We start from the raw sequence: 13,662 nt of genomic DNA, 5'->3' as shown, positions 1-13,662 counted from the left end.
CTCCTGGTTTTTCGCGGCCGCCGCATCGGGCAGCCCTGTTCCCGGCCCCGGCGCGGTGACGCAGTTCACAAACGGTGTCGAAGCCAGCTTAGCGACTGGCGAACGGTAATGACAACCGATTGCCAAACTTTGACAATGTGTGGCATTCTTGGCGGACCGGCGGACCTGTGGCGGCAGTCACAGGCCAACCATTCCACCCCCGGCCATCACGGCCCTGCCACCACGTTCAGAGAGGAGCGCCGTGGCTACGACGCAACCAGCGGCCGTTGACCGGCCCGCCACCATCCACGACATCGCCGCGCTTTGCGGGGTGGCGGCCTCCACCGTTTCCCGCGCGCTCTCCACCCCGGACCGCGTCAACATCCGTACCCGCCAGCGGATCGAGGCAGCTGCGGCACAGCTGCATTACATTCCCAACAGCCAGGCGAAGGCGCTGAGTTCCGGCCGCACGGGCGCGGTGGGTGTCCTGGTGCCGGACATCACCAACCCGTTCTACTTCGACCTCATCCGGGGAACCCAGCTCCAGCTCAAGGCGGCCGGCTACACGCAGTTGCTCGTGGACACGGAGGAATCCGACGAGGTGGAAGCGAGCACACTCGAGCAGCTGCGAAAGAGCGCCGACGGCATCATCGTTGCAGCGTCCCGGCTCACCGACGAAGCCCTGCTGGCCGCGGCGGCCAAGATGCCACTGGTCACCATCAACCGTGACGTTCCCGGCGTCCCCGCCGTCATCATTGACACTCCCTCCGCCACCAGCCAGGCGCTGGACCACCTCGTCTCGCTGGGCCATACCCGGATCGCCTACATGGCCGGTCCGCTGACGTCCCAGTCCAGCACGCGGCGCTGGACCACCCTGTCCGAGGCCGCCGAGGAACGCGGTGTGGAAGTGCGCCGGCTGGGGCCGTTTGCCCCCAAGACACAGTCCGGCGCAGCAGCCGCGGACGCCGCCGTGCACAGCGGCGTGACGGCCTGCATCGCCTTCAACGACCTCATCGCCATCGGCATGCTGCAGCGTCTGCGGGAACGCGGCCTGCGGGTTCCGGAGGACATGAGCATTGTGGGCTGCGATGACATCTTCGGCGCCGATTTCTGCAATCCGCCCCTGTCGACCATGGCCTCCCCGATCGAGCAGGCCGGCCGCGTGGCGGTCTCCATGCTGCTGGCCCGGTTGAACCCGCTGGCCGGCGGCGGCACCCGCAGCCGGTCCGTGATGCCCACCCACCTCACGGTCCGCGGCTCGACAGGACCGGCGCGGCAGGCTTTGTGATGGCCCCCGCTGACGGACTTAGTTGAGCATGGTTGACACTGCTGACTAGGCTGGGTCACATGCGCGAACTCCAGGCCAGGATCATTGAAGAAATGGGCGTGCAGCCCCGGATCGACCCCGCCGGGGAGGTGCGAAAACGCGTCACGTTCCTCAAGGAATACCTCAAGGCAACGCACACCAGGGGCTTCGTCCTGGGCATCTCCGGCGGCCTGGATTCCTCGCTCGCGGGCCGGCTCGCGCAGCTGGCCGTGGAAGAACTCGCGGCCGAGGGTGTGGAGGCCAACTTCGTGGCGGTCCGCCTCCCCTACGGTGTCCAGCACGACGAGGACGACGCCCAGGCCGCCCTGGACTTCATCCAGGCCAAGACGGAGTGGACGTTCAATATCTCCGCGGCAGTGGACGGGTTCGAGGACGAATTCGAGAAGACAGTGGGCAACGGGATCTCCGACTTCCACAAGGGCAACACGAAGGCCCGCACCCGCATGATCGCGCAGTACGCCCTCGCCGGCGAGCACAACTACCTGGTCATCGGAACGGACCACGGTGCGGAATCGGTCACCGGGTTCTTCACCAAGTACGGCGACGGCGGCGCGGACATCCTGCCGCTGTTCGGGCTCAACAAACGCCAGAACAGGGCATTGCTGGCCGAACTCGGCGCACCCGCCCGGGTCTGGGAGAAGGTCCCCACGGCAGACCTCCTCGACGGCCAGCCCGGCCGCACGGACGAGGACGAACTCGGCCTGAGCTACGACCAGATCGACGACTACCTCGAAGGCCGCGAGGTCCCGGACGCCGTGGCCGAATCCATCGAGCACAAATACCTCCGCACCCGCCACAAGCGCACAGTCCCGGTCACCATCTTCGACACCTGGTGGAAGTAGCCCGTCCCGGGATAGTCATCCGTCCGGGGGCGCTTTGACGCCCGGCTGGACCGTTTCGGCGCTCAGGGCCGGTGTGTCCGCGCCAATGTGCCCCCGGACGGCAGCAGCGTGGAGATCCGGTGGGCCTCATCCATCAGGAGGCGGCCCAGCATTTCCTGCCGTTCGCCCTTGAAGCGCGGTTCAATCCCGGTCAGCGACAGCGCCCAGGCGGGGCGGCCGCGCTGGTCGAACACCGCAGCGCCCATCCCCCAGCTACCTTCCAGCACAAGGCCCGGATTCACTGAGTAGCCGGACTGCCGCGTCTTCGCCAGGTTCTCCCGGACCAGCGGCTCGGTGTGCGCCGCCGCGAAGCGGCCGGCGTGCGCGGCCCAGCCGGCCAGCAGCTCTTCCTGCTCCGCCTCGGGCAGGAAGGCCATGATGGCGGTGCCGGCGGAGGCCACCCCGAGCGGGAACCGGACTCCCTCGTGCAGCACAAAGGACCGCACCGGGAAGCTCCCCTCCTCCCGGAGCAGGCACACCGTTTCCGCGCCGCGCCGGATCGAGAAGAAGGCGCTTTCACCGGTCTCTTCGGCGAGCCGTCGAAGGCTCGGCCGGGCGATGTCCTCCAGCGGGAAACGCGCCGAAGCCACCGAGCCCATCAGCAGGATCTCCGGCCCCAGCACCCAGTTGTTGCTCAGCGGGTCCTGGTCCAGCAGTCCTTCAGCGGCCAGCGAGGCAAGCAGCCGGTGCACGGTGGGCCGGGTGAGCCCGGTTTCCCTGACGAGTTCCACGAGCGGGGAGCCTTCCGGCCTCCGTCCGACAATGCGCAGCAGGGAGGCGACGCGGCTGACCACCTGCGCGCCCTGGACCGGTGGTGACGTCATCTTTTCCTCGAATATCGGCTCGGAACCAGCTAAACCATCCATATTGTGGACAGTGCACAGCCTACCGTCCACACTGTAAAAATGGCACTCTTTCTGCCGAATTCGCCCGTTGACAGTCTCCTTTTCGGCACCGTAGGCTCCAACAGCAGAGGAACGGTCCACAAAGTGGATTGCGTCATGAGCTCAATGAGGAGATGCGATGTCAAAGGTGAAATCCGGAGCGGCCGCCGCGCTGCAGGACGTACTGCGGGACGGCATGACGCTCGCCGTCGGAGGCTTTGGCCTCAGCGGCATCCCGGCCGACCTGATCGAAGCCGTGCGGGACTCGGGCGTCAAGGACCTCACGGTGGTCTCCAACAACATGGGCGTGGACGGCAAGGGACTCGGCGTGCTGATCGAAGCCGGGCAGGTCCGCAAGGTCATCGCCTCGTACGTCGGCGAGAACAAACTCTTCGCCGAGCAGTACCTCGCCGGCAGGCTAGAGGTGGAGTTCACCCCGCAGGGCACCCTCGCAGAGCGGCTCCGTGCCGGCGGCGCCGGCATCCCGGCGTTCTACACCAAAACCGGAGTCGGCACCCTGGTCGCCGAAGGCAAGCCGCTCGCGGAGTTCGACGGCGAGACTTTCGTCCAGGAACGCGCCATTAAGGCCGACGTCGCCCTGGTGCACGCGCACACCGCCGACACCGACGGCAACCTGATCTACCGCTACACGGCCCAGAACTTCAACCCCGTGGTGGCGACGGCCGGCGCCGTGACGGTGGCCGAAGCCGAAGTGATCGTGGAGCCCGGGCAGCTGGACCCGAACCACATCATCACCCCCGGCGTCTTCGTCCAGCGCCTCGTCCAGGCCAGCGGCCGGGTCAAAGACATCGAACAGCGGACGGTCCGCCCCCGCGCAGAAGCGGCCGAAGCCGCAACCGTTCCGGCCTAAGCGCCGACCCTACTTTCGTCAGGAGAATCACCATGGCTTGGACCCGGAATGAAATGGCTGCCATCGCGGCCGAAGAACTCAACGACGGCGACTACGTCAACCTCGGCATCGGCATCCCCACGCTGGTCGCCAACAACCTGCGCGACGGCGTCCGCGTCGTCCTGCAGAGCGAAAACGGCCTGCTCGGCATGGGACCGTTCCCCTACGAGGGCGAGGAGGACGCGGACCTCATCAACGCCGGCAAGCAGACCGTCACGGTCCTGCCCGGCGGCAGCATCTTCGACTCCGCCACGTCCTTCGGCATGATCCGCGGCGGCCACGTCAAGGTCGCCATCCTGGGCGCCATGCAGGTCTCCGGCGCCGGCGACCTCGCCAATTGGACCATCCCCGGCAAGATGGTCAAGGGCATGGGCGGCGCCATGGACCTCGTCGCCGGCACTCCGCGCGTCGTGGTCCTCACGGAGCACAACGCCAAGGACGGCACCGCCAAGATCGTCACGGAATGCACGCTGCCCCTCACCGGCCTGAGCTGTGTTGACCGGATCATCAGCGACCTCGCGGTATTCGACTTGGTGAAGCCTGAACAAGAAACTGGCGGCGTCCGCCGGCTCACGCTGACCCGCCTCGCCCCGGGCGTCACCGTGGAGGAAATCCGCGAAAAGACCGAGGCCGAGTTCGACGTCGCCCCGTCCCTCGACGCGTCCCCCACCCCTGACAGCAGCACCCTTGACAGCAGCACCCTTGAAGGAGCCACCGCATGAGCCTGCGCGAAGAGTTCGGCAAAGACATCCTGCTGACCGGCTGGGGCCACAGCCGTTTCGGCAAACTCACGGATGAGACCCTCGAATCCCTGATCGTCCAGGTCGCCACGGAAGCGATCGGCAACGCCGGGATCGAACCGGGCCAGATCGACGAAATCTACCTCGGCCAGTTCAACTCCGGCATGATGCCGCTGGCGTTCCCGTCCTCGCTGGCCCTGCAGGTCTCCGAGCAGCTGGCCAACGTCCCGTCCACCCGGGTCGAGAACGCCTGCGCCTCCGGATCCGCCGCGTTCCAGCAGGGCACCAAGTCGCTGCTGGCAGGCACCGCGACGACGGTTCTCGTGATCGGCGCCGAAAAGATGACCCACGCCGGCGCGGACGTGGTGGGCGCTGCCCTGCTGGGCGCGGACTACGACATGGCCGGCAAGGCCTCCAGCACCGGCTTCACAGGCCTCTTCGCCGAGGTCGCCAAGCATTACGAGAAACGCTATGGCGCTGGCGCAGGAAACCTGTCGGACGTCCTGGGCACCATTGCCGCCAAAAACCACCGCAACGGCGTGGACAATCCGTACGCCCAGCTGCGCAAGGACCTCGGCGAGGAGTTCTGCCAGACCGTCTCGGACAAGAACCCGATGGTCGCCGACCCGCTGCGCCGCACTGACTGCTCGCCGGTGTCCGACGGCGCCGCCGCCGTCGTGCTGTCTGTCGCGCCGACCGGCGGGGCCACCGCGCCGGTGCGGCTCGCCGGGTTCGGCCACGCGAACGATTTCTTCCCCACCGAGCGCCGGGACCCCACCGCGTTCAACGCCACCCGCGCCTCGTGGCAGCGCGCCCTGGGCATGGCCGGCGTTGGGCTCGAGGAGCTGGACTTCGCCGAGGTGCACGACTGCTTCACCATCGCCGAGCTGCTGATGTACGAGGCGATGGGGCTGACCGAACCGGGCCAGGGATCCCGCGCCATCACGGAAGGCTGGGTGTTCAAGGACGGCAAGCTGCCCGTCAACGTCTCCGGCGGGCTCAAGGCCAAGGGCCACCCCGTGGGCGCCACCGGCGTCTCGCAGCACGTCATCGCGGCGATGCAGCTCACCGGCACCGCGGGCGACATGCAGTTGCCTTCGGCCCGCCGCGCTGCGGTGCAGAACATGGGCGGGGTGGGCATCGCCAACTACGTCAGCGTCCTCGAAGCGGTCTAGGCGCAGCCCGCGGACATGGTGTGGGTCACCAATTGGCTTGGCTTGGCGGCCGGCGCACCCGTTACGGTGCGCCGGCCCGGCCGTGCACCGGCCGTGGCAACAGTGGAGCTCGCGACCCCGGACGGACAAGTCCTCTGGGTCAGGTATTGGTTCTCGGCCGACCGCGCCATGCTCCACAAGGCCGACGGGACTGAAGTATGGTGCGAGGCGGACATTGTCTGAATCCAGCATTGAAAGCGTCGCGGATTTGCTGTTCCGTGACCTGCACTACCTGAAGGCGAGCAGCGTTCAGCGGTGCCTCGACGAAGTGCCCGGCTACCGGGGTGTGGCCGAAACGGATATCAGCTCCTCTGTCGAGCAGAATCTGCGCATGGCCATCCACGCGGTGAAGTCCGGCGCGGTGCCGGCGTCGTCGGAACTCGCGGTAGAGGCCCGGGTGGCCCAGGTCCGCTTCCACCAGGGCCTGCGCATCGAGGACGTTATGCGGGGGTACCGCCTGTCCATGGCCGTGATCCAGGACCGCTTCCTCGACATCGCGCACGAAGTGGGGCTCGGCGACCGGGAAGTCCTCGCGGCGCACCGGGTCCTCTGGGGCGTCAGCGACTCCTACACCGCCGCGCTCGTCCACTCCTACCGGGAAAGCAGTGTCCAGCAAGCGGTGCGGGACCATGAGCTGCGGCAGGACTACCTGCGCGCGGTCCTGGCGGGGTCGCTCGCGGACAGCGACCTGCGCACCCGCTCGTCGGACTTCGGGATCGACCCCCAGCGTTCCTTCCACGCTCTGCACGCCCGGCCCCGGCCCGGTGCTTCACCCGATGAACTGCTGCGTGTCCTGGCCGGACGATTGTCGACCGGCGACGGCGTCCTGACGTTGCGGGCGGGCGACGTCGTCGGATTCACGGCCCGCCGGCCGGATCACGGGGACACCGCCACCATCGCCCTGGGGTCTCCCCTCCCGCTCTCCGAACTGCCCCGCTCCAAAGCAGCAGCCGACCGGGTCTTCGACGCCGCCTGGAAACGCCCTGCGGGCGGCGTGTTCTCCCTGGAGGACCTGACCTGGCGGACAGCCGCCGGTGATCCGGATGTCACGGCCGTGCTGCGCCAGCGCTACTTGGCCCCCTTTGCCGCCGACGCCGACTTCGGCCGGATCGTGCTGGCTTCGGTGCGGAGCTACCTGGACCACGACCGCCGGATTTCCGCAGCAGCCAGGGCCCTGTCAGTCCACGAAAACACCCTCCGCTACCGCCTGCAGAAATTCGAGCAGGCCACCGGTGCGCGGCTGGATGCCACGAACACTATCGTCGAGCTCTGCTGGGCCTTCGAGGCATGCCAGGAAGCGCCTGCGGGCGGGTTGTAGGAATCCACAACGGCGGCCCGAGACCCTTTGAGCTGGCTCCATAGTCCGGCGCGCCCGACGCTCCGTAACGTGGTTTGCATCACAGCCGGATGATCTGCTGAACCGCGACCTGACCGTCCGGACGACGCATCATGGATCGTCCGGGACCATCGGATCTGGGAGCAACCGGATGAGCGTCATCACCGCCGCACCACCTGTCAGCAGGGCACGCCAACTGGCGGCCGCCACCGTCGGAAACATCGTTGAATGGTTCGACTGGTACGTCTACTCCATGCTGGCCCTGTACTTTTCCGCCCAGTTCTTCCCCAAAACGGGCGACCCCATTGTCCCGTTGCTCAGCGTCATGGCGATCTTCGCCGTCGGCTTCTTCATGCGTCCTCTGGGCGGCTTCCTCGGCGGCATCGTGGCCGACCGTTTCGGCCGGAAGAAGGCGCTCACCGCGACCGTGATGCTCATGGGCATCGGCAGCCTCCTCGTCGCCCTTGCCCCCACCTACGACCAGGTGGGGGTGCTCTCGCCCATGATCCTGGTGCTCGCCCGGCTCCTGCAGGGGCTTTCCACCGGCGGCGAATTTGCCGCGTCCTCGACGTTCCTGGTGGAATCCGCACCGGACGGGCGCCGTGGATTCTTCTCGAGCTTCCTGTACATCGGGGCGACGCTGGGCAACCTCGTCGCGATCGGCTCAGTGGCCTTGCTCGTCGCGGGCCTGCCGGACGAGGCCATGCGCGAATGGGGCTGGCGTGTGCCGTTCGCCATCGGAACCCTCGGCGCGGCAGCCGGCCTGTTCATCCGCCGGTTCGCCGAGGAAACCCTGGTGACCGGGGACGAGGACCCCGGCTCCGGACCGGGCGCAGCCCAGCGCGCGCCGAAGCCCTCCGTCTTCGAGTTCATGCGCACCCACCCGAAAGAGTGCGTCCTGGTCTTCGCGATCAACGCAGCCCCCACCCTGTTCTTCTACGTGTTCACGTCCTACCTGCCCACGTACGCGCACATCACGGTCGGCTTTGACATGAAGAACGGCCTCCTGGTGGGACTCATCTCCTTGTCCTACTTCGCGATCCTGCAGCCCGTTATGGGCATTCTTTCGGACCGGATCGGCCGCAAACCCCTGCTGCTGACCTTCGGCCTCGGTTTCACCCTGCTGACCCTTCCCCTGCTGAACTCACTCCAGAACAGCTTCCTGAGCCTGCTCCTGGTCCAGATGGCGGCCCTGACGCTGCTGGCCTGCTACACCTCCATTACGTCCGCCGTGATGTGCGAACTCTTCCCCGCCCGGATTCGGGCCGCCGGAATCGGCCTGCCCTACGCGCTCGGCGTTGCCCTGGTCGGCGGCACCGGACCGTACGTCGCCACCTGGCTGGCCGACGCCCAGATGATCGACGTCTTCGGGTGGTACCTGACCATCCTCGCGGCGATCACCACGGCCGTCTTCCTGAGGCTGAAGGAAAGCTACAAGACGGGACTGCCGCAGTGAGCGTGATCGGATTCTTTGACCGGGGCTGGCGGTCCAACCCCGACGGCGTCGCGTATGTCCAGGGCGCCACCTCCTACACCTTCCGCGGGGCCGGCGAGCTGTCCTGCCGGATCGCCAATGCGCTCCTGGCCTCCGGGCTCTCGTCCGGGGCCAAGATCGCGGTCCTCTCCCCCAACGATCCGCTCGCCTGGATCTGTGTCCTGGGCATTTGGCGTTCCGGGTTGACCTGGATTCCGGCCAACCCGGCAAGCCCCAGCGGCGAGACCGCGCAGCTGCTTGTAGCGTTCGACGCGGAAATGGTGATCTTCCATTCCAGCCTGGCCGGCGATGCCCGCCATCTGCGGGACCGCCTCCCCGCCGTCAGGCAGTGGGTCCAGTTCGGACCTGGCGACGCCGGGCCCGCGGACACCCCTTTCGCCGAGTGGACCGCGCCGCACCCGGCCACGAAGCCGGCCATCCGTCCCTCCCCGGACGACGTCGTCTCGCTGGCCCCGACCGGCGGCACCACGGGCCTGCCGAAGGGGGTGATGAACACGAACAGAAGCCTGTCGGCCTTCGCGACCCACCTGATGATGGCTGCGCACTACGGTTCCGAAGACGCGATCGTGAACCTGGCCGCCGCACCGATGACCCACACCGCCGGGCTGCTCAGCCTGGCCGCCACCGCCCGGGGAGGCACCGTCGTCGTGCTTCCGAAAGCGAATCCGGAGGCCGTGCTCGATGCCATCGAGCAGTACGGGGTGACTGACCTGTTCCTGCCGCCCACCGTCATCTACCGGCTTCTGGAGGTGCTGCAGGAATCGCCGAGGGAACTGTCCTCGCTGCGGTACGTCATCTACGGGGCAGCGCCCATGTCAGTGGAGAAACTCCGGCGGGCGCTCACCGCGATCGGTCCGGTGATGATGGAGCTGTACGGGCAGATGGAGGCGCCCGCGTCCGTGACGTTCCTCCGCCCGGACGAGCACTTCGTCGACGGCGCCATCGCTCCCGATTCCCGGCTGTCTTCCTGCGGCCGCCCCTACCCATTGGTCGAGGTCGAAGTGCGCGACGACGAAGGGAGGGCGCTTCCGCCCGGAACCCCCGGCGAGATTTGCGTCCGGGGCGACCTGGTGATGAAGGGCTACTACAAGAATCCCGAGCAGACCCGGCTGGCGATCCGGGACGGCTGGCTGCACACGGGCGATATCGGGCTCTTCGACGATGAGGGCTACCTGCACCTCACGGACCGGAGGCGCGACCTGATCATCTCCGGAGGGTTCAACGTCTACCCGAGCGAGGTGGAGCAGGTTATCTGGGGCCACCCGGCGGTGCGTGACTGCGCGGTGGTCGGGTCACCGCACCCGGACTGGGGCGAGGCCGTCACCGCCGTCGTCGAGCTCAACGAAAACTGCTCCGTCACGGAACAGGAACTCATCGCCCTCTGCAAACAGGAGCTGGGCAGCATCCGGGCGCCCAAGGCCGTGCACCTCGTCCCCTCCCTGCCCCGCAGCGTCAACGGGAAAGTCCTCAAAAAAACCATTCGCGAAGCCTTCTGGCGCGACGAAAAAACCAAGATCTAGGAGAACAGCAATGCCGAAGAGACTAGACGGAAAAATCGCCCTCGTGGTGGGTGCCGGATCCAGTGCGCCCGGCATGGGCAACGGCAAGGCCACCGCCATCGCTTTTGCCCGCGAAGGCGCCACTGTGGTGTGCACGGACGTCAACGAAGCGGCCGCCAAGGAGACCGAGCGGCTGATCCTGGACGAGGGCGGCCGCGCACGGCACCTCGCCTTCGATGTCACCGACTCGGCCGCCGTGGGCCGTGCCGTCGCCGGCGTCATCGACGAATTCGGCCGGATCGACGTCCTCGACAACAACGTCGGCATCGCCAAGGTGGGCGGCGTCGTGGAACTGGACGAATCCGAGTGGGACCGGGTCCACGCCATCAACCTCAAGGGCCCCTTCCTGACCATGAAGCACGTCATCCCGCACATGGTGGCCCAGGGCGGCGGATCCATCATCAACATCTCCTCGCTGGCGGGCATCCGCTGGACCGGGGTCCCGTACTCCACCTACTACTCCTCCAAGGCCGCCCTCAACCATCTGAGCCGCACCACCGCCGCCGAATACGCCGCGAAGCACGTCCGGGTCAACGCGATCCTTCCCGGCCTCATGGAGACCCCGATGGTCACGGAATCCGCGGAACTGGCCGGAGCTTACGCGGACGGGCAGCGTGAGGAAATGCTCAGGAAGCGGCACGCCCAGGTCCCCATGGGCCATATGGGCACCGCCTGGGATGTGGCCAACGCCGCCGTTTTCCTGGCCAGCGACGAATCCGCTTACGTCACGGGCATCGAACTGCGGGTGGACGGCGGCATTTCGCTGGGGGTCTGAACCTTGGCGGGGCGGGGTCAGGAGTAGTCGTTGTAGAAACCGCGGCCGCTCTTGACCCCCAGCCAGCCCTTGGCAACGTATTCCTGCAGCATGGGGGCCGATTTGTTCTCAACCCCGGCCGCCTCGCAGTAGTTGTTCTCGACGTCGAGCACCACGTCCAGTCCCACCTCGTCCATAAAGCGGAAAGGCGTGATTTCGGATTTGAAGAGGTCGGCGAATAAGGCGTCCACGTCCTGCGGCTCCGCCACGCCTTCGGCCACGACCAGGAGCGATTCGCGCTTGATCGCCGCCCACACCCGGTTGAAGATGAAGCCGGCACTCTGCTTGCGCACCCGGTGCGGTTTTAGCGCGTATTTGGGCAGCTCGGCCATGAGCAACTCGATGATCCGGGGATCGGTGTGGCCGCTGGACATCAGCTCCACCGAACGTACTTCCGGCGGCATATAGAAATGCATGTTCAGGACACGCTCCGGGCTGTTCACTCCCCCGATGAATTCGGCGGAAGAGAACGAGGAAGAGTTACTGGCCAGCACGGCGTCCGGGGCGGCCAGCTGGTCAAGGTCAGCGAAGATCGCCTGCTTGAGGCCGAGCTTGTCAGGAACCGACTCGACCACGAGCCACGAATCCCGCAGGGCGTCCACTAGATCGTCTGTCGCCGCGAGCCGCACCGCCGGATTGCCCCCGAGCTCCTCCACGGCGCGGTGGCGCTGGGTTGCAATGTACTCGAGAGCAGCCCTGGCCACGGCGAGGCTGGTGTCGTAGACGCGCACTTCGGCGCCCTGGAGCGAGAGCATCAGGGCGATGCGCCGGCCCAGGGTCCCGCCGCCGATGACTGTTATGGGCCGGTCCGCGATGTTGGCGGGGAGCGCATAAGTCATGTCAGGTCCTTTCAGGAGGCTGCCAACGCTGCGGCGGCCGGTCTGTGCAGTTCATACTGGTGCCCTTGGCGATCAATACAAGGGCAGGACCACGGGAAGCACAAGGGCCAGCCGGCAGGGAGGACTAAACTCGGTCCAAACCCGCCCCGCAACCTCAGGAGCCTCCATGCGCGCCACGATCATCCACGCCCCCGGTGACATCCGGGTCGAAGACCGCGACTACCCCACCGTCCAGCTGCCCACCGACGCCGTGGTGAAAGTCACCGCGTCCTGCGTCTGCGGCTCGGACCTGTGGCCGTACCGGGGCGTGAAGCCCACCCGCAGGCCCACCGCGATCGGCCACGAATTCATCGGCACCGTGGAGAGCATCGGCGCCGGGATCACCGGCCTGGCGGTCGGCGATCTGGTGATTGCCCCGTTCGTGGTCAGCTGCGGGGCCTGCCCCCAGTGCCGCAACGGTGTCACCGTGGCCTGCGAACACCTGGCCGGCTGGGGCGGCAAGGACGACACCGGGCACGCAATCGACGGCGGCCAGGGCCAGGCGGTCCGGGTCCCGCTGGCCGATTCGACCCTCGTCAAGGTTCCCGGCATCACCGAACCGGACGACGCCCTCCGCAAGAGCCTGCTGACGCTCTCCGATGTGATGGCCACCGGCCACCACGCAGCCCTCGCCGCGAAAGCCGGCCCCGGCCGCACCGTTGTGGTGGTGGGCGACGGCGCCGTCGGACTCTGCGGCGTCCTGGCCGCCAAGCGGCTCGGGGCGGAGCGCATCATCGCGATGTCACGCCACGCGGACCGGCAGGCGATCGCCCGCGAGTTCGGCGCCACCGACATTGTGGAAGAACGCGGCGCCGACGGCGTCGCCAAGGTCCGCGAACTCCTGGGCGGCGTACTGGCCGATTCCGTGCTTGAGTGTGTCGGGACCAAGGAATCCATGGAGCAGGCGCTGCACAGCACCCGTCCGGGCGGCGCGCTGGGCTTTGTCGGGGTCCCCACCGGCGGCAGCGAGGTTCCGCTGCGCTACCTGTTCGACACCAACATCTCCATCGGCGGCGGCATGGCCCCGGCGCGGACCTACATCCCGGAACTGCTGGCGGACGTCCTCGACGGCACCATCAACCCGGGCCGCGTCTTCGACGTCGTGATGCCGCTGGAGGAAGCGCCGGAAGCCTACCGCGCCATGGACGAACGCCGCGCCATCAAAGTCCTGCTGACGCCCTGACCCCCGCCGGACGACGGCGGCGCAAGGAGGTCGCGCGGGCGTTGCGCGGCCTCCCGCAGCGCCCCTCCCCCTGCCCCTTGTCCTGCGACGGGCACCGGGTCTAGCGTGAAGCGCATCAGCATCCGCCGCCGTCGAGGAGCCGTCATGGCCAGGTTCGTGCAAATCATCGAATTCCAGACCGCCCGCATCGAGGAAATCGAAGCGCTGGGCCGGCCGTCCAGGACCGAAGGAAGCACCGCTCCCACGTTCCGCCGGATCCTAGCCACCGCGGACCGCGACCGCCCCGGAACGTATCTCACCATTGTCGAATTCGATTCCTACGATTCGGCCATGGAGAACTCCAACCGGCCGGAGACTTCCGACTTCGCCGCCAGGTTTGCGGCCCTCTGCGACGGGCCACCGGTGTTCCGAAACCTGGACGTGATGTGGGAGGACACCGGCGATTCAACGATCAACCCGTAG

Annotated in this window: 14 protein-coding genes; 12 read left to right on the top strand and 2 right to left on the bottom strand. The window is 67.3% G+C overall.

Translation table 11 applies throughout. From position 1 onward, the window contains the following. Positions 1-241: 241 nt before the first annotated feature. Together AC6EUH_RS05040 and nadE are read left to right on the top strand one after the other, a co-directional pair. Positions 242-1,267, top strand: a complete 1,026-nt coding sequence (locus AC6EUH_RS05040) for a LacI family DNA-binding transcriptional regulator (protein WP_056427765.1) — start codon at positions 242-244, stop codon at positions 1,265-1,267. A gap of 59 nt (positions 1,268-1,326) precedes the next feature. Further along, a complete protein-coding gene (gene nadE, locus AC6EUH_RS05035) occupies positions 1,327-2,148 on the top strand; it encodes an NAD(+) synthase (protein WP_056427768.1) in 822 nt (273 codons plus the stop codon). A gap of 62 nt (positions 2,149-2,210) precedes the next feature. Here the strand turns inward: nadE and AC6EUH_RS05030 are convergent, their stop codons facing one another. Beyond that, positions 2,211-3,011, bottom strand: coding sequence for an IclR family transcriptional regulator (locus AC6EUH_RS05030; RefSeq protein ID WP_056427771.1), 801 nt, complete (start codon positions 3,009-3,011; stop codon positions 2,211-2,213). Positions 3,012-3,210: 199 nt separating this feature from the next. Here AC6EUH_RS05030 and AC6EUH_RS05025 point away from each other — a divergent pair, with 199 nt between their 5' ends. From AC6EUH_RS05025 to AC6EUH_RS04990, 8 genes are all read left to right on the top strand, one after another. Beyond that, entirely contained in the window at positions 3,211-3,942 is a 732-nt protein-coding gene (locus AC6EUH_RS05025) for a CoA transferase subunit A (protein ID WP_499737960.1), read from the top strand. Between the two features lie 32 nt (positions 3,943-3,974). Beyond that, on the top strand, positions 3,975-4,703 hold the full coding sequence (locus tag AC6EUH_RS05020; RefSeq protein WP_499737959.1) for a CoA transferase subunit B: 729 nt from the start codon (positions 3,975-3,977) through the stop codon (positions 4,701-4,703). Next, a complete protein-coding gene (locus AC6EUH_RS05015; RefSeq protein WP_499737958.1) occupies positions 4,700-5,896 on the top strand; it encodes an acetyl-CoA acetyltransferase in 1,197 nt (398 codons plus the stop codon). The genes AC6EUH_RS05020 and AC6EUH_RS05015 overlap by 4 nt, the downstream gene beginning before the upstream one ends. Before the next feature lie 15 nt (positions 5,897-5,911). Next, the gene (locus AC6EUH_RS05010; RefSeq protein ID WP_499737957.1) at positions 5,912-6,118 is read left to right on the top strand and encodes a hypothetical protein; all 207 of its coding nucleotides are present in this window, start codon (positions 5,912-5,914) and stop codon (positions 6,116-6,118) included. Further along, the gene (locus tag AC6EUH_RS05005) at positions 6,111-7,253 is read left to right on the top strand and encodes a PucR family transcriptional regulator (RefSeq protein WP_156367523.1); all 1,143 of its coding nucleotides are present in this window, start codon (positions 6,111-6,113) and stop codon (positions 7,251-7,253) included. The genes AC6EUH_RS05010 and AC6EUH_RS05005 overlap by 8 nt, the downstream gene beginning before the upstream one ends. 169 nt (positions 7,254-7,422) lie before the next feature. Next, positions 7,423-8,727: an MFS transporter gene (locus AC6EUH_RS05000; protein ID WP_499737956.1), complete on the top strand. Its 1,305-nt coding sequence runs from the start codon at positions 7,423-7,425 to the stop codon at positions 8,725-8,727. Next, the gene (locus AC6EUH_RS04995) at positions 8,724-10,286 is read left to right on the top strand and encodes a class I adenylate-forming enzyme family protein (protein WP_056427786.1); all 1,563 of its coding nucleotides are present in this window, start codon (positions 8,724-8,726) and stop codon (positions 10,284-10,286) included. Before AC6EUH_RS05000 ends, AC6EUH_RS04995 begins: the two co-directional genes overlap by 4 nt. Before the next feature lie 10 nt (positions 10,287-10,296). Beyond that, a complete protein-coding gene (locus AC6EUH_RS04990; protein ID WP_499737955.1) occupies positions 10,297-11,100 on the top strand; it encodes an SDR family NAD(P)-dependent oxidoreductase in 804 nt (267 codons plus the stop codon). Positions 11,101-11,117: 17 nt separating this feature from the next. Here the strand turns inward: AC6EUH_RS04990 and AC6EUH_RS04985 are convergent, their stop codons facing one another. After that, positions 11,118-11,978: a 3-hydroxyacyl-CoA dehydrogenase family protein gene (locus AC6EUH_RS04985; RefSeq protein ID WP_499737954.1), complete on the bottom strand. Its 861-nt coding sequence runs from the start codon at positions 11,976-11,978 to the stop codon at positions 11,118-11,120. Positions 11,979-12,144: 166 nt separating this feature from the next. Here AC6EUH_RS04985 and AC6EUH_RS04980 point away from each other — a divergent pair, with 166 nt between their 5' ends. Continuing rightward, positions 12,145-13,200: a zinc-dependent alcohol dehydrogenase family protein gene (locus tag AC6EUH_RS04980; protein ID WP_056427795.1), complete on the top strand. Its 1,056-nt coding sequence runs from the start codon at positions 12,145-12,147 to the stop codon at positions 13,198-13,200. Positions 13,201-13,344: 144 nt separating this feature from the next. Then, positions 13,345-13,662, top strand: a complete 318-nt coding sequence (locus tag AC6EUH_RS04975; protein ID WP_056427798.1) for an NIPSNAP family protein — start codon at positions 13,345-13,347, stop codon at positions 13,660-13,662.

Source organism: Arthrobacter sp. 001422645 (assembly GCF_059816125.1).
Note: the sequence above shows the minus strand (reverse complement) of the source record. Positions and strands in the feature narration are given on the sequence as shown.